Annotated in this window: 17 protein-coding genes; 6 read left to right on the top strand and 11 right to left on the bottom strand. The window is 66.6% G+C overall.

Annotated elements, in window-relative coordinates:
• The 4 genes from RBB34_RS10730 to RBB34_RS10715 are packed head-to-tail and all read right to left on the bottom strand — an operon-like array spanning position 1 to position 3,835.
• Complete coding sequence (locus RBB34_RS10730) at positions 1-1,062, bottom strand: D-TA family PLP-dependent enzyme (RefSeq protein WP_306119214.1); 1,062 nt, start codon at positions 1,060-1,062, stop codon at positions 1-3.
• 1 nt (position 1,063) lies between these two features.
• Positions 1,064-1,933 (bottom strand): MurR/RpiR family transcriptional regulator, encoded by an 870-nt coding sequence (locus RBB34_RS10725; RefSeq protein ID WP_306119288.1) that lies wholly within the window; start codon positions 1,931-1,933, stop codon positions 1,064-1,066.
• 53 nt (positions 1,934-1,986) lie between these two features.
• Positions 1,987-3,051, bottom strand: coding sequence for a sn-glycerol-3-phosphate ABC transporter ATP-binding protein UgpC (ugpC, locus tag RBB34_RS10720; protein WP_306119213.1), 1,065 nt, complete (start codon positions 3,049-3,051; stop codon positions 1,987-1,989).
• A 28-nt stretch (positions 3,052-3,079) separates the two neighbouring features.
• Positions 3,080-3,835 (bottom strand): SDR family oxidoreductase, encoded by a 756-nt coding sequence (locus RBB34_RS10715; RefSeq protein WP_306119212.1) that lies wholly within the window; start codon positions 3,833-3,835, stop codon positions 3,080-3,082.
• Positions 3,836-4,046: 211 nt separating this feature from the next.
• Here RBB34_RS10715 and RBB34_RS10710 point away from each other — a divergent pair, with 211 nt between their 5' ends.
• The 6 genes from RBB34_RS10710 (at position 4,047) to RBB34_RS10685 (ending at position 9,398) form a co-directional block, all read left to right on the top strand.
• The gene (locus RBB34_RS10710; RefSeq protein ID WP_306119211.1) at positions 4,047-5,279 is read left to right on the top strand and encodes an extracellular solute-binding protein; all 1,233 of its coding nucleotides are present in this window, start codon (positions 4,047-4,049) and stop codon (positions 5,277-5,279) included.
• A gap of 105 nt (positions 5,280-5,384) precedes the next feature.
• Complete coding sequence (locus tag RBB34_RS10705; RefSeq protein WP_306119210.1) at positions 5,385-6,260, top strand: sugar ABC transporter permease; 876 nt, start codon at positions 5,385-5,387, stop codon at positions 6,258-6,260.
• Positions 6,257-7,081, top strand: coding sequence for a carbohydrate ABC transporter permease (locus RBB34_RS10700; RefSeq protein WP_306119209.1), 825 nt, complete (start codon positions 6,257-6,259; stop codon positions 7,079-7,081). The genes RBB34_RS10705 and RBB34_RS10700 overlap by 4 nt, the downstream gene beginning before the upstream one ends.
• 18 nt (positions 7,082-7,099) lie before the next feature.
• Positions 7,100-7,465, top strand: a complete 366-nt coding sequence (locus RBB34_RS10695; protein WP_306119287.1) for a RidA family protein — start codon at positions 7,100-7,102, stop codon at positions 7,463-7,465.
• A 21-nt stretch (positions 7,466-7,486) separates the two neighbouring features.
• The gene (locus RBB34_RS10690; RefSeq protein ID WP_306119208.1) at positions 7,487-8,986 is read left to right on the top strand and encodes a M81 family metallopeptidase; all 1,500 of its coding nucleotides are present in this window, start codon (positions 7,487-7,489) and stop codon (positions 8,984-8,986) included.
• A 73-nt stretch (positions 8,987-9,059) separates the two neighbouring features.
• A complete protein-coding gene (locus RBB34_RS10685) occupies positions 9,060-9,398 on the top strand; it encodes an MmcQ/YjbR family DNA-binding protein (RefSeq protein ID WP_306119207.1) in 339 nt (112 codons plus the stop codon).
• Between the two features lie 76 nt (positions 9,399-9,474).
• On the opposite strand, the gene RBB34_RS10680 is transcribed toward RBB34_RS10685, so the two are convergent.
• The 7 genes from RBB34_RS10680 to RBB34_RS10650 all read right to left on the bottom strand — a co-directional run bounded on the left by RBB34_RS10680 (position 9,475) and on the right by RBB34_RS10650 (position 18,276).
• Positions 9,475-10,656, bottom strand: coding sequence for an ABC transporter substrate-binding protein (locus RBB34_RS10680; RefSeq protein WP_306119206.1), 1,182 nt, complete (start codon positions 10,654-10,656; stop codon positions 9,475-9,477).
• 151 nt (positions 10,657-10,807) lie between these two features.
• On the bottom strand, positions 10,808-11,548 hold the full coding sequence (locus RBB34_RS10675) for a proteasome-type protease (RefSeq protein WP_306119205.1): 741 nt from the start codon (positions 11,546-11,548) through the stop codon (positions 10,808-10,810).
• 33 nt (positions 11,549-11,581) lie between these two features.
• The gene (locus tag RBB34_RS10670; RefSeq protein WP_306119204.1) at positions 11,582-12,385 is read right to left on the bottom strand and encodes a transglutaminase family protein; all 804 of its coding nucleotides are present in this window, start codon (positions 12,383-12,385) and stop codon (positions 11,582-11,584) included.
• Between the two features lie 3 nt (positions 12,386-12,388).
• Positions 12,389-13,330: an alpha-E domain-containing protein gene (locus RBB34_RS10665; protein ID WP_306119203.1), complete on the bottom strand. Its 942-nt coding sequence runs from the start codon at positions 13,328-13,330 to the stop codon at positions 12,389-12,391.
• A 291-nt stretch (positions 13,331-13,621) separates the two neighbouring features.
• The gene (locus tag RBB34_RS10660; RefSeq protein ID WP_306119202.1) at positions 13,622-15,058 is read right to left on the bottom strand and encodes a circularly permuted type 2 ATP-grasp protein; all 1,437 of its coding nucleotides are present in this window, start codon (positions 15,056-15,058) and stop codon (positions 13,622-13,624) included.
• A gap of 209 nt (positions 15,059-15,267) precedes the next feature.
• Entirely contained in the window at positions 15,268-16,395 is a 1,128-nt protein-coding gene (locus tag RBB34_RS10655; protein WP_306119201.1) for a beta-ketoacyl-ACP synthase III, read from the bottom strand.
• Between the two features lie 114 nt (positions 16,396-16,509).
• On the bottom strand, positions 16,510-18,276 hold the full coding sequence (locus RBB34_RS10650; protein ID WP_306119200.1) for an SLC13 family permease: 1,767 nt from the start codon (positions 18,274-18,276) through the stop codon (positions 16,510-16,512).
• Positions 18,277-18,318: the final 42 nt, after the last annotated feature.

Here is an 18,318-nt window from a genome sequence, read left to right as displayed (position 1 = left end):
TCAGGCGAGCCGGCCGCGCGCGGCGACGGGCACGGTGTCTTCGAGCCGGCCGTCGCGGACGAGATGGACCTCGTCGAACAGGTTCGAGACGACGCAGACATGGTTTGGAACGACGCGCAGGCGCGCGCCGATCGGCGGCCTATCGGCGCAGGCGGTCAGATCGACGATGCCATGCTCCTCGCTGAGCGCGGTGATCACCGCGTCGGGGTATTCGACGACGTGGCCGTGGCCGGGCGCGGCGCAGGTATCGGCGGCAAGCGCCTTGGAACCGGCATCGATGACGGCGCGGTCCGGCGTCGGCCGGCTGACCACCGTGGCGAGCACGGTCAGGGCGCAATCGTCGAGCGTGCCGTGGCCGAAGCCGACCTGCATGCGGTCCGAATAGATATAGGTGCCGGGCCGGTGCTCGGTGGCGGCGCTCACCTCATGGGCGCGGTACATGTCCGGCGTGCCGCCATTGGAGACGATCTGCGGCGCAAGACCCGCCTGCACGAGACGATCGCGCGCGGCGGTCAGCCAATGGCCGACCTCGGCGGTCTTGCCGGCGGGCGGATAGGTCATCAGCCCGGCGAAATGCAGCCCCGGCGCGGCATCGATGCGCCGGGCGAGCGCCAGCGCGGCTTCGGGCGACTGCACGCCGCAGCGCCCGGCGCCGGTGTCGCACTCGACGACAACGCGCAACGGCCGCGTCGGATCGGTGAAACGCCGGGCATAGCCGTCGACGACGGTGTCGTTGTCGGCGGCCACAGTGATCGTCGCCATGGCGTGCAGCGCGGCGAGGCGGTCGAGCTTGGCCTGGCCGAGGATGTTGTAGGTCACGAGGATGTCGTCGAGCCCGGCATCGGCCATCACCTCGGCCTCGCCCAGCTTCTGGCAGGTGACGCCGCTGGCGCCGAGCTCGACCTGTCGGCGGGCGAAGCGCGGCAGCTTGTGCGTCTTGACATGCGGACGCAGCGCCAGGCCATGGGCATCGGCATAGGCCTGCGCCCGGCCGAGATTGGTCTCGACGCGGTCGAGATCGATCAGCACGCAGGGCGTCTCAAGGCTTGGAAAGTCAGTCAACTCAGTCACCGATGGGCAGCTTGGGATTGCGGATGTCCTGGCTGGCAAGGCTCTGGCGCACGCGGCGCAGATGCTCGATGGCGCCCGGCCCGACGGCATGGGCTGTCGCCATGGACAGGATATCGACGGCGGCCAGCAGCGCATAGCGCACCGAGGATGGCTTGTAGAGATTGCCATCCTCGCGAAAGGTCAGTGGCAGCATCGTGTCGGTGCTCGCCGCCAGCGGCGTGTCGGGGGCGGTGACGGCCACCGCATGGGCGCCGTACTGCCGGGCGATGAGCAGCGCATCGAGCACCGAGCGCGCCTGACCGGAGATCGAAAAGCCGATGATCACGTCGGGGTCGACCAGCACCGAGGCGTTCATGCGCTGCAATTGCGGGTCGGTCTGGGCAGTGACCTTGAGGCCGAGCCGGAACAGCCGGTTCTGCAACTCGACCGCCGCCATGGACGAGCCGCCGCCCGTGCCGCAGACGAGGATCTGCGGCGCGTCGGCCACGCGGCGGGCAATGGCCTTGATGTCGGACTCAACGAGCCCGAAGGTCATCAGGTCGAGCGCGTCATGGGCGCCGGTGGCGACGGCGGCTATCGGATTGTTGGTCAGCGAACCCTCGTCGGGGCTGGGCGGGGGCTCGCGCAGATAGGCACCGCCGATGGCGAGCGCCTGGGCGAGATGAAAGCGCATGTCGCGCGTGCCCGAAAAACCCAGCGCCCGGGCCAGGCGCGTGATGGTCGGCTCGCTGACGGCGGCACGCTCGGCGATTTCGGCGATCGGCGCATGGGCGGCGAATTGCGGATCCGACAGGATGCATTCGACCAGGCGGCGCTCGGCGTCCTTGCCCTTTTCGAGCCGTTCGCGCAGCCGGCCGACGATGTCGACGGTCTGACCGGCGCGGGTGGACAGTTCGGCTGCTCGGGCTGGGGTGCTCACAGGCGCTGGCCGCTCCCATCATCGAAGACATGGACGAGCGCCGGATCGACGCCCAGATGCAGGGTCTCGCCGGGCTCGGGAATGTCGCGGTCGCGGAACACCGCGCGGATCTCGGTGCCCGCGATGTGGCCGAAGACGTGAATCTCCGGCCCGGTCGGCTCGACCACCTCGACGGTCATCGCAAGCGGACCGTCGGCATCGCGGCGGAAATTCTCCGGCCGCAGCCCGACCGTCACGGGCGTGCCGTCCGCCGCAGCGACGGGCGCGACGGGAAGGACGGCCTGATCGCCTATGTGCACCGCCGGCCCGTTGCCGCCGGTGACGTAGCGGCCGGACAGAAAACCCATGGCAGGCGAGCCGATGAAGCCGGCAACGAAACGGTTGGCCGGCCGGTCGTAGAGTTCGAGCGGCGCACCGGTCTGCTCGATCCTGCCGCCGTTCATGACGACGATGCGGTCGGCCATGGTCATCGCCTCGATCTGGTCGTGGGTGACGTAGACGATCGTGGTCTTGAGCTTCTGGTGCAGCGCCTTGATCTCGGTGCGCATCTGCACGCGCAGCTTGGCATCGAGATTGGACAGCGGCTCGTCGAACAGAAACACCTTGGGATCGCGGACAATGGCGCGGCCCATGGCGACGCGCTGGCGCTGACCGCCCGAAAGCTGGCCCGGCTTGCGCTCGAGATAATCGGTCAGGTTGAGGACCGCGCTTGCCTGCTCGATGCGCCGTGCGGCTTCGTCGGCGTTTTCGCCGCGCACATTGGGGCCGAAGGCGATGTTGTCGCGCACCGTCATGTGCGGGAACAGCGCGTAGGACTGAAACACCATGGAGATGTCGCGGCGCTGCGGGGCGATGTCGTTGGCGCGGCGCGCGTCGATGAGCAGATCGCCGCCCGAAATCGGCTCGAGCCCGGCGATCATGCGCAGCAGCGTGGACTTGCCGCAGCCCGACGGGCCGACCAGCACGACGAACTCGCCTTTGGCGATGGAAAGCGACAGGTCCTCGATCACCGTCACGGCGCCAAAGCGCTTGGCGATGCTCCTGAGCTCCAGCGTCGCCATCAGGGCTCTCCTCGCGAATGCGTGAGCATCAGGCGATCTCCCGCACGAAGGGCAGATGGCTCGAGCTCAGCCCGCCATCGACGGGAATTGTGACGCCGGTGATGCCGCTCGCCAGGGGCGACGCCACAAACGCGACGGCATTGGCGACCTCGCCCGGCGCGACCATGCGGCCGATCGGAAAGAAGGACGAGACGCGCTCGAGGATCGCCGGGTCCCGCTCGATGCGGTGATCCCAGGCGGCGGTGCGGATCGAACCGGGCGCGACGACATTGGCGCGAATGCCGTTGACGCCCTCTTCGGCCGCGAGCGCCCGCGCCCAGGCGCCAAGACCGGCCTTGGCCGCCGCATAGGCCGGATTGCCGTAATGGGCGAGCGCGTTGACCGAGGAGACGAAGACGAAGCTGGCACCGGAGGGATTGGCGCGCATGGCCGGCAGCAGCGCGCGCGACAGGTCGGCCGCGCCGCGGAAATTGAGGTCCATTTCATGGTCGAACCGTTCGGTTGTCAGCTGCGCCATCGTCTCGGCGCGCGTCCAGCCGGCGTTGGAGACCATGACGTCGGGCGCGCCGTCCTCGCAGATCGCCCGGGCGGCGGTCTCGACCGCGTCGCGATCGGTGATGTCGAACAGATGGTAGCGGTCGACGGGCAACGCGCCGAAATCGGTGCCCGGCACGTCGCAGGCCACCACGACCGCGCCCAGCTCGGCGAATCGGCCGACCAGCGCCATGCCGACGCCGCCGCTCGCCCCGGTAATGACAACCCTCTTGCCTTCGAGCCCGAACATCCTGCATCCCTTGTTGGCATCGCAAACCGGAGGCGAATGCCGGCCGGCCACGCAACGCTAACGACAAAAATGTAATTTCGCAACAAAAAACTCAAAAACCGCTTGCGTTCGCGCGCAAAACGTAAAAAGATTACATTAGCGCTCGGCCGCCCCGGCCGGGCGCACGGGATGGCCCATTGCACGCGCAATGCGTGTTCCAACGGAGGAAACCATGAAGAGATTCACACTCGGCGCAACGGGGCTCACCCTTGCGCTCGCAATGACCACGACGCTGGCATCGGCCCAGTCACTGCGCGTGACCGTCGCCGAATACAGCGCCAAGACCGGCCCCTATTTCGAGGAGGCCGCCGAAGCTTTCGAACAGGCCAATCCGGACGCCGACGTGCAGATCGAGGTCGTGCCCTGGGACGTGCTGCTGCAGAAGCTGACCACCGACATTTCGGGCGGCGCAAATGCCGACCTGTCGATCATCGGCACGCGCTGGCTGATCGACTTCGTCTCCGAGGGCATCGCCGCCCCGCTCGACGAATATATGGACGAGGACTTCCGCGGCCGGTTCTTCGATGTGTTCCTGTCGCCCTCGGTGATGGACGGGCAGACCTACGGCCTTCCGGTCGCCGCGTCGGCGCGTGCCATGTACTACAACAAGGACCTTCTCGAGCAGGCCGGGATCGACGGCCCGCCCCAGACCTGGGACGAACTGGCCGAAGCGGCGCCGAAGATCTCGGCGCTGGGCGATGACATTGCCGGCTTCGGCATGCAGGGCAAGGAAATCGAGACGGACGTCTATTTCTACTATGCCTTCTGGGCCTATGGGGGCGATCTCGTCGAAGAGGACGGCACGTCGGGCCTTGACACCGAGGCCGGCTATCAGGCGGCCGAGACTTACAAGTCGCTGATCGATGCCGGCGCGACGCAGCCCGGCGTGACCGCCTATAACCGCGAGGACGTGCAGAACCTGTTCAAGCAGGGCAAGGTCGGCATGATGATCACCGCGCCGTTCCTGTCGAGCCAGATCGCCGAGGAAGCGCCCGATCTGGACTATGGCGTGACCGCCATTCCCGCCGGACCGGACGGCGATCGCGGCACCTATGGGGTGACGGACTCGATCATCATGTTCGAGAACTCGCAGAACAAGGAGCTTGCCTGGGAGTTCCTCGACTTCATCTTCACCACCGAGTGGCGCGCCAAGTTCACCGAGGGCGAGGGCTTCCTGCCCGTCAATCCCGAGGTTGCCGCCATGCCGGCCTTCGCCGACAATGCGGACCTGAAGGAGTTCACCGCCCTGCTGCCCGATGCCCGCTTCGCGCCGGTCATCGCCGGCTGGGAGGAGATTGCCGGCATCACCTCGGATGCGCTGCAGACGATCTATCTGGGCGAAGGCGAGATCCAGCCGACGCTCGATGCGGCCGCCGCCGAGATCAACGAGATCCTCGACCAGTAACGCCCGGCGTGCCCGGTGCCCTGCGCACCGGGCGCCCGGCTTCATGGATCATCGCGCCCCCGGCGCGGTGATCTTCTCGGCGACACGGCAAGAGACCTCCGAGCCATGCAGCGAACCGCACCGCTTGCGCCCTATGCCCTGGTGATGCCGGGCTTTCTGCTCGCGGCCTTCATCGTGCTGTGGCCGCTCTATCAGCTCGGCGTGATCTCGACGAGCGAGGTCAATCGCTTCGGCCAGTTGCGCGGTTTCGCCGGCCTTGAGAACTATGTCGCCGTCTTCACCGATCCCGACTTCATCGGCGCGCTGTGGCGCACGCTGATCTGGACCTTCGGCATCGTCTTCGGCGCGCTGGCGGTGTCGTTTCCCGTGGCGATGATCCTGCACGAGGACTTCTACGGCCGCGGCGTGGCGCGCGTCATCGTCATGCTGCCCTGGGCGGTGTCGATCACCATGACGGCGATCGTCTGGCGCTGGGCGCTCAATGGCGAGAGCGGCATGCTCAATTCGGGCCTGAAGAACCTGAACATCATCGATACCAACATTCAATGGCTGGCCCAGGCGGCGACCGCCTTTCCGGTGCAGATCATGATCGGCATCCTGGTGACGGTGCCGTTCACGGTGACGATCTTCCTTGGCGGGCTGTCGTCGATTTCCGGCGATCTTTACGAGGCCGCACGGCTCGAGGGATCCTCGCCGCTGCAGACCTTTCGCAAGATCACCTTTCCGCTGATGCGGCCCTTCGTGAACATCGCCGTGGTGCTGAACACGATCTACGTGTTCAACTCGTTTCCGATCATCTGGGCGACGACGCAGGGCGGGCCGGCCAATTCGACCGACATTCTGGTCACCTATCTCTACAAGCTCGGCTTTCGCTTCGGCAAGCTCGGCGAGGCCTCGGCACTGTCGCTGATGATGTTCGCGCTGCTGCTCGCCTTCACCATCCTTTACGTCTATCTCGCCTCGCGGGAGGTGCGCGAATGAGCGCCAAACTCAAGCGCACGGTCATCGCCTGGGCGGTGCTGTCGCCGCTGGTGGTGGTGACGCTGTTTCCGTTCGCGGTCATGCTGATCACCGCGCTCAAGCCGCCGACCGAGGTGCTGACGCCGAACTGGGTGCCCAGCCGGCTGGCGTGGGAGAATTTCGTCTCCATGTGGTCGGCGACCAATTTCGGCCCGGCGCTGTGGAACTCGATCTATGTCGGCGTCCTGTCGACGGCGATCGCGATCGCGGTGTCGATCCCGTTCGCCTATGCGCTCAACCGCTTCGACTTCGGCGCCAAGGGCTTCCTGCGCCAGTTCCTGCTGGTCACGCAGATGCTCTCGCCGATCGTGCTGGTGATCGGCCTGTTTCGCATCGCCGCCGCGCTGGGGCTGATCGACAACGTCAATTCGGTGGTGCTGGTCTATGGCGCGTTCAACATCGCGTTCACCGTGTGGATGCTGCAGAGCTATTTCGCCACCATCCCCAGGGACCTCGAGGAGGCCGCCTGGCTGGAGGGCGCCTCGCACGCATCGGCGCTGGTCCGCGTCTTCCTGCCGCTGGCGGTGCCGGCGATCACCGTGACGGCGATCTTCTCGTTCATCCAGGCGTGGAACGAATTCGTCATCGCATTGACAATGCTGCGCCGGCAGGAGAGCTACACCCTGCCGATCCAGATCTTCTCGCTGGTGGCCGGGCGCTACACGGTCGAATGGCATCACGTGATGGCCGCCTCGCTCGTCGCAACCATCCCGGTCGCCATCATCTTTGCCTGGCTGCAACGCTATCTGGTGCGCGGGCTGGGTGTCGGCGCGGTCAAGTAACGCAAACCGAAAGGACCAATCATGACCATCGAACATTTCGGCGCCGCCCATGTGCCGCTGTCGCCCGCCGTGCGGGCCGGCGACTTCGTCTATGTCTCCGGACAGGTGCCGGTGGTGGACGGCCGGGTCGTCGGCGCCGATGTGGGGGCGCAGACCGACCAGGTGATCGCCAATATCAAGCAGGTGCTGGAGATGGCCGGCTGCACGCTCGCCGACGTCATCAAGACCCATGTCTACCTGACCGACCGGGACGATTTCGCCGCCTTCAACGAGGCCTATGGCAGGCACTTCGCCACCAACCCGCCGGCGCGCACCACCGCCGAGGCCCGCCTGATGATCGACATCAAGGTCGAGATCGAGGCGATCGCCTACAAGCCTCTCTGACAGGCGGCGGAGGTATCGACGATGCGCGTCTTCACCGCCTCGCTGGCCACCGAGACCAACACCTTCTCGCCCGTGCCCACCGACCGGCTGTCCTTCGAGACCGCCTTTTACGCGGCGCCGGGCGCGCATCCCGACACGCCGACGCTTTGCTCGGCGGTGATGCCGGTCCTGCGCCGGCGCGCCGCCCTCGACCCCGATCTGGAGGTGATCGAGGGCACCGCCGCCTGGGCCGAGCCGGGCGGCTATGTGCGGCTCGACGTCTACGAAGCGCTGCGCGACGAGATCCTCTCGCAGCTCGAGGCGGCGATGCCAGTCGACTGCGTGGTGCTCGGCCTGCACGGGGCGATGGTGGCGCGCGGGCTCGACGATTGCGAGGGCGACCTCCTGGCGCGCGTGCGCACGATCGTCGGGCCCGATGTGATCGTTGCCGCCGAACTCGACCCGCACAGCCATCTGACGAAGAAGCGCGTTCAGGCGGCCGACATCCTGGCGGCGTTCCTGGAGTTTCCGCACACCGATTTCGAGGCGCGGGCCGAGCATGTGGTCGACCTCGCGCTCGCCGCCGCGCGCGGGCGAACGCGGCCGGTGATCTCGACCTTCGACTGCCGGATGATCGACATCTTTCCGACCAGCCGCGAGCCGATGCGCTCGTTCGTCGACCGCATCAAGGCGCTCGAGGGCAAGGACAAGGTGCTGTCGGTCTCGCTGATCCACGGCTTCATGGCCGGCGACGTGCCCGAAATGGGCACGCAGGTCATGGTCGTCACCGACGGCGCGAAGGCCAGCGGCGACGCGCTCGCCGAAACCCTCGGCCGCGAGGTGTTCGCGATGCGCGGGACGACCAAGATGGACCTGATCCCGGCCGAGGCGGCGGTGGCGCGTGTCAAGGCGACGCCCGCCGGCGCCGCGCCGGTGGTGCTCGCCGACGTCTGGGACAATCCGGGCGGCGGCACGGCGGGCGACAACACCGTGCTGCTGCGCGCGCTGATCGATGCGGGCATCGAGTCGGTCGGGGTGGCGACCATCTGGGACCCGCAGGCGGCGCTGCTCGCCCGTGGCGCGGGCGAAGGCACGCAGCTTGAAATGCGCATCGGCGGCAAGACGCACGCGACCAGCGGGGCGCCGATCGACGGGCTGTTCGAGATCCGCAAGCTCGCCGATCCGGGCTGGCAGTCCTTCCAGGCGAGCCGGGTAACGCTGGGGCCGACCGCCGTATTGCGGCTCGCGGGAACCCAGATCGACATCATCGTCAACTCCAACCGCACGCAGACTTTCGAACCGGACATATTCACCAATCTGGGCATCGAGCCGGCCGAAAAGCGCGTGCTACTGATCAAGTCGACCAACCATTTCCATGCCGGATTCGCGCCGATCGCCAGCCAGATCGTCTATGTGTCGGTGCCCGGCGGCTATCCGAGCCATCCGGCGGAGGCCGATTACAAGACATTCGACCGCGCCATCTGGCCGATCGTCGACGACCCGTTCGGCGAGGCGGAGGCGCCGCGCCGGTCGGCCGGATGAACGCTGGCGGCAACTGTCAGCTTGCCGGCAAGTCCCGATTGACCGCAAGGCCGCCGGGCGGCACCCTTGCGCCATGAGCCGCGAACGCATCAACGCCATTTGCGCGCAGTTTCCGGGCGCCGAATGCAGCGATCCCTGGGGCGGCGGCCATGATGCCTGGAAGGTGGGCGGCAAGATGTTCGCCTGCATCGGGGCGATCACGCCGGGCGTCAGCGTCAAGACGCCCGATGTCGAGACCGCGCAGATGCTGATCGAACAGGGCGCGGCGGCGCGGGCGCCCTATTTTCACAAGAGCTGGATCCTGGTGCCGTTCGAGGCAGAAGCGGAGGAACTCGAGCACCGACTGCGCATGTCCTACGAACTGGTGCGCTCGAAACTGCCAAAGAAAGTGCAGGCAGGACTGGGCGCCTGACACAAAACGACCCCGGAGCCGGGCTCCGGGGTCGTGGGTCTGCCTTGATGCGCACCGTTGCGGCGCGCAACGGCGGTCAGCGCGTTGTCACCACGTTCCACTCGCCATCCTCGATGGCAAGTTCGTTGAAGCGGCCCGACGGCTCGCCGACATCGTTGAACTCGACATCGGTGGCGCCCTGATAGTCGATCTCCTCGCCGGCGGCGATCAGTTCGAGCGCCTTGCCGATCTCGCCCGGGCCGATCTGCTCGCCCGGCGCATTGGCGACGTCCATGATGTGCTCGGCCATGGCACCGCGCTCGGCAGAGCCTGCCTTCTGCATGGCCAGGATCATCAGCGCGGCAGCGTCATAGCTCTCGCCGCGATAGACGCCGGTGCCGGTGATGCCGGCCTCGGCCGCCATCTCGTCGAACTTGGAGATGTTCTCGCTCTCGCCACCGGCGGCCGAACCGACGACCGTGACGTCCTCGAGACCGGGCAGGTCGAGCAGCGAATCGCCGATCATTCCGTCACCGACCGCGAACATGTCGAACGCGCCGGTGTCGATGGCCCCTTCCATGATGCCGCGGCCGCCCTCGTCGACATAGCCGAGCACGACGAGCGCGTCGCCGCCGGCAGAGGCCAGCGCGCCGACCTCGGCCGAATAGTCGCCGCGGCCGTCCTCATGCGGGGTGACGATGGTCACCTCGCCACCCAGGTCCTCGAAGGCGGCCTGGAAGGCGTCGGCAAAGCCCTTGCCGTAGTCGTTGTTGGTGTAGGTGATGGCGACCGATTCGACGCCCTTGTCGTTGACGATGCTGGCGAGCACCTGGCCCTGGCGCGCATCCGACGGCGCGGTGCGGAAGAACAGGCCGTTGTCCTCGATGTCGCTCAGGGCCGGCGATGTGGCCGAGGGCGAAATGGCGACCACGCCATTGGGCACGGCGACATTGTTGACCACGGCGGCGGTGACGCCCGAACAGTCCGGACCCATGATCGAGACGATGCCATCGGCCGTGATCAGGCGCTCGGCGGCGGCGGTCGCGGCGGCGTTGTCGACACAGGTGGAGTCGGCGCGCACCGATGTCACGGTCTCGCCATCGAGGAAATTGCCGGACTCCGAGGCCTCCTGCATGGCAAGCTCGGCGCCGGCCGCCATGTCCGGCGTCAGCGACTCGATGGGGCCTGTGAAGCCCAGAATGACACCCATCTTGACTTCGGCCTGGGCGGCGGCGGTCAGCGCCAGCACGCTCGCGGCGGCGAGAAGCGTTTTCTTCATTGCGATGATACTCCCTATTGCACGCGTCCGTCCGGCTGGCCGAACCGGCATCTTCCGGACTTACGTGCGCGGAGTTAACCTGAAAGACAAAGCCAAGACAAGCCAAAGCGTTCGCCAATGGTCGGCGGTGCGGCGCGCACCGAACCGCGCGCTACCGGTTGTCGAAGGAGAAGTCCGGCAGGGAATGGAAGGCGCTGCGCAGCGCCTGGCTCCAGCCTTCGGAGATGGACGAAAAATACGGGTCGGCGTGTTCGATGCGGCCCCAGGCGCCCAATGCGAAGCTGTCGCGCACATAGATCTGGTAGTCGATCGGCAGGCCGACCGACAGGTTCGCCTTGATGGTCGAATCGAACGAGACGAGCAGCAGCTTGATGGCGTCCTCGAAGCTCATGTCGGGGTCGTAGGCGCGCACCAGGATCGGCTTGCCGTATTTGGTCTCGCCGATCTGGAAGAATGGCGTGTCGGCGCTTGCCTCGACGAAATTGCCTTCCGGATAGACAAGGAACAGGCGCGGCTCGGACCCCTTGATCTGGCCGCCGACGATGATCGTCGCGCCGAAGGCGGCGTCGGCGTTCTGGCCGTCGACGGCGTGGCCCTGCACGACCTCGCGCAGCGTCTCGCCGACCATGCGCGCGACCTGGAACATGGAGGGCGCCTCGAGGATCGTCGGATGGCGCTCGCCGGGCGCCTTGGAACGCTCGTCGAGCAGGCTGACCACGGCCTGCGTGGTGGCGAGGTTGCCGGCCGTCATCAGCATGATGGCGCGCTCGCCACGATCCTGCCACGTGTACATCTTCTTGAAGACCGAGACGTTGTCGACACCGGCATTGGTGCGCGTGTCGGACATGAAGACCAGACCCCGGTTCAGGGTCAGGCCGACGCAATAGGTCATGGGGCGATTCCCGAGCGCTGAGCAGCGCGCAGACTATTGCTGCACCTGCAGTGTGACAACCATATCCTCGTCGCCTGCCCCCAGCAGAATGCCGGATATGGGAGCGGCCTCGCGATAGTCCAGACCCGTCGCCACACGGACATAGCGCTCGTCCGGCGAAATGGCGTTGGAGACGTCGAACCCCACCCAGCCAAGCCCGGCGACATGGGCTTCCGCCCAGGCATGGGTCGCCTCCTGCTCGATGCGATCGTTCATCATCAGATATCCGGAGACATAGCGGGCCGGATAGCCCAGCATGCGCGCCAGCGCGATGAACACATGGGCGTGGTCCTGGCAGACGCCATGGCCGGCTTCGACCGCCTCTTCGGCCGAGGTCTGCGTGTGCGTGTTGCCGGTCTCGTAACGCACCACCGCCTCGATCGATCCCATCAGGGCATGCAGATTGGCGATGTCATCGCCCTCGCCCGCACGGGGATGGCCGCGGGCCAGCTTGCGCAGCGTCGGCCCGGGCCGCGTCAGATCGGTGGTCCTGCGGAAATACCACAGCGGCGCAAAACCGCCATGGGCGCCGACGATCCCGCTGTCGTTGGTCATCTCCACCCTTCCATGCGAATGCAGCACGATCTCGGTCGCATCGGGCTCGAAGCTGACCAGGTCGACATGGTTGTTGTTCTGGTCGTCATAGGAAAGTTCCTTGCGGCCGCCGGTGACATCGAGCCGCCAGTCGACGATCGTCTGGCCGGCGCGGCTCTTGGGCGTCAGGCGGACCTGCTGCAGGGCATGCTGGGCGGGCCTGTCATAGCGGTAGCGGGTGGTGTGCGAGATGGTAAGCTGCATCGGCTACTCATAGAACCTGAAGTCGCGCTCGATCTGCGCGCCGAGCGCCTGGTTTTCGGCGATGAAGGCGGTGATGAACTCGTGCAGGCCCTCATCGAAGATATCGTCGATCGACCGGTTGCCGATGCTCTGGTAGCACGCGTCGGCCATGGTGTGGGCCGGCAGGCGCAGGCCGTAATCGGTCTCCAGGTAGCCCAGATTGTTGCAGATCTTGGCGTAGCAGAAGGCCAGCGAGCGCGGCAGGCGACGGTCGAGGATGAGGAAATGGGCGATGCCGCGCGGGTTGGTGTCGCCCTTTGTCACCCAGCGATAGGCCTGATGCGCCGAGACCGAGCGCAGGATCGTCTCCCACTGCACATTGTCGAGCGAGGAGCCGACCAGCGACAGCGAGGGCAGCAGCACGTAATATTTGACATCGAGAATGCGCGCGGTGTTGTCGGCGCGCTCGAGAAAGGTGCCGATGCGGGCGAAATCGTAGATGTCGTTGCGCAGCATGGTGCCGTGCAGGGCGCCGCGGACCAGCGCGCTCTGCTGGCGGATCGTGGCCAGGCACTCGGGCAGGTCGCGCTCGCGCACCGGGCGCGACAGTGCCTCGCTCAGCGTCATCCAGCATTCGTTGACCGCTTCCCAGACCTCGCGGGTCAGGGCGGTGCGCACCAGCCGCGCATTGTCGCGCGCCGCGCTTATGATCGACAGCACGCTCGAGGGGTTCGACCGGTCGCGCAAAAGGAAATCGACAACGGTTGCGCCCTGATAGGCCTCGTGGCGGCGCAGATAGAGGTCGCGCACACCGGCCGTGGCGATCACCGATTCCCACTCCTTTTCGGCCGCCTCGGAGCGGGTGAGCGCGATGCGAAAGCCCGCATCGACCAGCCTTGCAGTGTTCTCCGAGCGCTCGAGATAGCGGAACATCCAGAAGATGCCGCCGGCGGTCTTGCCCAGCATCAGCCGCTCCCGCCTTGCGCCGCTTGTGGTCCATGGCGGGGCCTGATTCGGTGCAGGAGATCGGGCGGTGCGGCTGTTTGCCTGTCCTGTCTTTTACCCCCCTCTGTCCCTTCGGGACATCTCCCCCACAAGGGGGGAGAGCGGAGTTCATGTTCACCGACTGCGCCGAGTTCTCCGGCTTTGGAGCGGTGTTCGGCTTCGGCTGCCCTCTCCCCCCTTGTGGGGGAGATGTCCCGAACGGACAGAGGGGAGTGTGCCGCCCGCCGCAATGTCAGCGCGATGCGCAACGCCTCACTCATCGAGCACCCAGGTGTCCTTGGTACCACCGCCCTGGCTGGAATTGACGACGAGCGAGCCCTTCTTGAGCGCGACGCGGGTCAGCCCGCCCGGCGTGATCGAGATCCCGTTCGGCGAGACCAGCACGAAGGGACGCAGATCGACATGGCGCGGCGCCAGCCCGGCCCTTGTCAGGATCGGCACGGTGGACAGCGACAGGGTCGGCTGGGCGATATAGTTGCCCGGCCGCGCCATGAGCTTCTTGCGAAACGAGGCGATCTCGCGCCTCGAGGCGGCCGGGCCGACCAGCATGCCGTAACCGCCCGAACCGTGCACTTCCTTGACGACCAGTTCGTCGAGATGATCGAGCACATAGGACAGGGCATCCTTTTCCGAGCAGCGCCAGGTCGGCACGTTCTTCAGCAGCGCCTTTTCGCCGGTATAGAACTCGACGATCTCGGGCATGTAGGAATAGATCGCCTTGTCGTCGGCAATGCCGGTGCCCGGCGCGTTGGCAATGGTGATGTTGCCGGCACGGTAGACGTCGAAGATGCCCGGTACGCCGAGCACGGATTGCGGGTTGAAGTTGAGCGGGTCGAGGAAATCGTCGTCGACGCGCCGATAGATGACGTCGATCGGCTGGTAGCCGCGCGTGGTGCGCATGGCGACATGGCCGTCGACGACCCGCAGATCGTGGCCCTCGACCAGTTCGGCGCCCATCTGGTCGGCCAGAAAGGCGTGTTCGTAATAGGCCGAATTGTGGATGCCGGGCGTGAGCACGGCGATGGTCGGCGTGCCGGTCGCCGCGCGGTCGGACGGCGCGCAGGCGGCGAGCGAGCGGCGCAGGTCGCGCGGATAGGTGCTCACCGGCTGCACCGGAACGGTGGCGAACAGTTCGGGAAACATGTTGAGCATGGTTTCCCGGTTCTCCAGCATGTAGGAGACGCCCGAGGGCGTGCGGGCATTGTCCTCGAGCACGTAGAACTCGTTCTCGCCGGTGCGCACCAGGTCGATGCCGACGATGTGGGTGTAGACATGGCCGGGCGGGGCGAGGCCGATCATCTGCGGCAGGAAGGTGTCGTTCTGCGCGATCAGTTCGACCGGGATGCGGCCGGCGCGGAGGATCTCCTGGCGATGGTAGATATCGTGCAGGAAAGCGTTGATGGCGCGCACGCGCTGCTCGATGCCGCGCGACAGGCGCGCCCATTCGCGCGCCGAGATGATGCGCGGGACGACGTCGAACGGGATCAGCCGCTCCGTCGCCTCCTCATCGCCATAGACATTGAACGTGATGCCAAGACGGCGGAAGAAGCGCTCGGCCTCGCCCGCCTTGCGCTTGAGCCGCGTCGGGTCCTCGCTGTCGAGCCAGTGCTGATAGCGGCGGTAGGGCACACGCACACCTTCGCCCCGGCCGCACATCTCGTCGAAATGGTCCCGCCCGCCTGATGCCATGGGTCAAGCTTAGGGCATTGGAATTTCTGCGCAACTGCCGATTGCGCCCAAGTTTTAGGCAGCATTCGGCGCGCGATGATCCCGACGCGCCGGTTCAGCGCCCGGCCTTCCTCGGTGGTGTTGGGGCAACCGGGGCGAGGAAGCCCGCGCCGGCATGCTGCATGCGCCCGCCATCGATGCCGTGCCCGCTTTCGAGCGCGACGTCGCGATTAGCCGGCCTTCTTCACGATCACCGAGCCGGCCGAATAGCCCGCGCCGAACGAGCAAATCACGCCCAGATCGCCAAGCTTGAGATCGTCGCTGAATTGCGAAAAGGCGATGATCGAGCCGGCCGAGGAGGTGTTGGCGTAGTCCTGCAGGATGTTGGGCTGCTCGTGCCGCTCTGGCGTGCGGCCGAGCACCTTGGCGCCGATCAGATCGTTCATGGACTTGTTGGCCTGGTGCAGCCACAGGCGCGCCACCTGATCGGGCGCGAGGGCATTGTCGGCAAGATGCCGGACGATCAGCTCGGCGACCATCGGCACGACCTCGCGGAACACCTTGCGCCCCTCCTGCCGAAAGAGCATGTCGCGCCGGTCCTCCATGTGTCCCGGCCGGGTGCGGCGCAAAAAGCCGTTGTCGTTGCGGATGTTGTTGGAGAACACCGTCTTGCATCGCGTCGAGACGATCTCGAAGCGGCCGGGCGCCTCGGTCGCGTCGGCGCGCTCGAGCACCATGGCGGTGCACACATCGCCGAAGATGAAATGGCAGTCGCGGTCGCGCCATTCCAGATGCGCCGAGCAGATTTCGGGATTGACGATCAGGATCGCGCGGGCCGAGCCATTGGCGATCATGTCGTGGGCGGCCTTTATGCCGAAGGTGGCCGACGAGCAGGCGACGTTCATGTCGAAGGCAAAGCCCTCGATGCCGAGCGCCTGCTGGATCTCGATGGCGATCGCCGGATAGGCGCGCTCGTGGTTGGAGGCCGCGCAGATCACCGCGTCGATGTCGGTGGGGGTGCGGCCGGCCCTTTTCAGCGCCTTGCCGGCGGCGTCGAGCGCCATCTCGGCCATAATGCTGAGCTCGTCCTCGGAGCGCGCCGGAAGCACCGGATGCATGATGTCGGGGTCGAGCACGCCGGACTTGTCCATGACATGCCGGTTCTCGATGCCCGACGCCTTGACGATGAACTCGGCCGAGGAATGCGACACCGGCGCGCGCTCGCCGGCGGCGATGGCGTCGGCATGGACGGCGTTCTGCCGGTCGGCCCAGGCGTTGAACGCTTCGACCAGCTCGTCATTGGTGATGACCAGTTCGGGGGTGAACACCCCGGTTCCGGTGATGGCGACCGATGTCATGGCCGGTCCTTCATTGTCTTCGTTTCGGGCCGGCCGCGCCGCCCCGCCCGGCTCCGTCATACCGGGACTTGTTCCCGGTATCCATGGCGCACAAGGCGAAGACGCGCCACCCATTCACAGCGGCCAGACCCACAGGATGGTCGGCACGGCGACAGCGATGACGATCACCTCGAGCAGCAGGCCCATGCGCCAGTAATCGCCGAACTGGTAGCCGCCCGGGCCCATGATGATGGTGTTGTTCTTGTGGCCGATCGGCGTCAGGAAGGCGCAGGAGGCGGCGACCGCCACGCCCATCAGGAACGGATCGGGGCTGGCGCCGATGGAACCCGCCACCGATACGCCGATCGGCGCGGCGATCAGGGCGGTGGCGACATTGTTGAGAAAGTCGCTCATCGTCATGGTGACGACCATCAGCACCAGCAGGATCACCCAGGCCGGCCAGCCATCGCCGTTGGCGACGATCAGGTTGGCGATCAGTTCGGTGCCGCCGGAAGCCTCGAGCGCGGCCGACAGGGGGATGAGCGAAGCCAGCAGCACGATCACCTTCCATTCGATGAGCGAATAGAAATCCTCGCCGCCTAGAAGGCCGAGCGCGACATAGGCGACCACGCAGGCGCCCAGCGCGATCGCCAGGCTGGTCACGCCCATGACGGCAAGCGCGATCGCGCCGGCAAAGGCGGCGATGGCGGCGGCCGCCTTGCGGCGTTGGATGACCGATGTCTTGCGGTCGGCGAGCGGATAGACGCCGAGCCAGTGGGCGGTCTGCTCCATCCGGTCGTCCGGGCCCAGCAGGAGCAAAACGTCGCCGGGCTCAATCGTCAGCTTGCGCACCCGGTCGCGGAAGCGCTTGCCCCGACGCGACACGCCCAGCAGCGTCACGCCATGGCGGTACAGCAGGCGCACATCCATGGCGGTGCGCCCGACGATGCGGGCGCCGTCAGGGACGATCGCCTCGATCAGCGTCAGATTGGCGCCGCGCAGGCCGCCATGCTTTTCCGAGCCCGAGAAGTCGAGTTCGGCGGCGCCCATGAAGGATTCGATGGATTTCGGATCGCCCTCCAGCACGAGAAAGTCGCCCTTGCGCAACTCCTGGGTGCGCGAAAAGCCCGGAAGGCGCTTGCCGCGCCGCACCAGGCCCAGGATCTGGATGTCCTTGTCGGCCGCGTCGGGGTAGAGATCGCGCACCATCGCGCCGATCGATCTCGAGCCCTCCTTGACGCGCGCCTCGGCCACGTAAAGGCCGGCATCGCCCTCGATGGAGGCGCGCTGCTCGCGCGCCGGGATCAGCCGCCAGCCGATCAGCGCGACATAGGCGATGCCGATGCTGGCGACGACCAGGCCGACCGGCGCGAAATCGAACATGGAAAACGGCGCGCCCAGCGCGTCGGCGCGATACTGGGCGATGACGATGTTGGGCGGCGTGCCGATCAGCGTGATCATGCCGCCCAGAATGGTGGCGAAGGACAGCGGCATCAGGCTCAGCGAGACGGCGCGCTTGGCCTTGGCCGCGACATCCATGTCCAGCGACATCAGCAGCGCCAGCGCGGCGACATTGTTGATCACCGCCGAAAGCGCCGCGCCGGCGACCGACATGATGGAAATGTGCACCGGCAGCGCGCGGTCGGGCTTGACCACGAACTGCGCGATCAGTTCGACGGCGCCCGAATTGACAAGGCCGCGGCTGACGATCAGCACAAGCGCGATGATGACGACGGCCGGATGGCCGAAGCCGGCGAACGCGGCGTCCGGTTCGACATGGCCGGCGAAGACCGCGATCAGCAGCGCGGTGAAGGCGACCAGATCGTAGCGCACCCGCCCCCAGACCAGGAAGGCGAACAGGGCACCGAAGAGCGAGAAAAGGAAGATCTGGTCGCCGGTCATGGCGCGCGGGATGGCACAACCGCTCCGTGAAGGAAAGAGGCC

The organism is Roseitalea sp. MMSF_3546 (assembly GCF_030732865.1).
In the GTDB taxonomy this organism is placed as follows: Bacteria; Pseudomonadota; Alphaproteobacteria; order Rhizobiales; family Rhizobiaceae; genus Roseitalea.
Note: the sequence above shows the minus strand (reverse complement) of the source record. Positions and strands in the feature narration are given on the sequence as shown.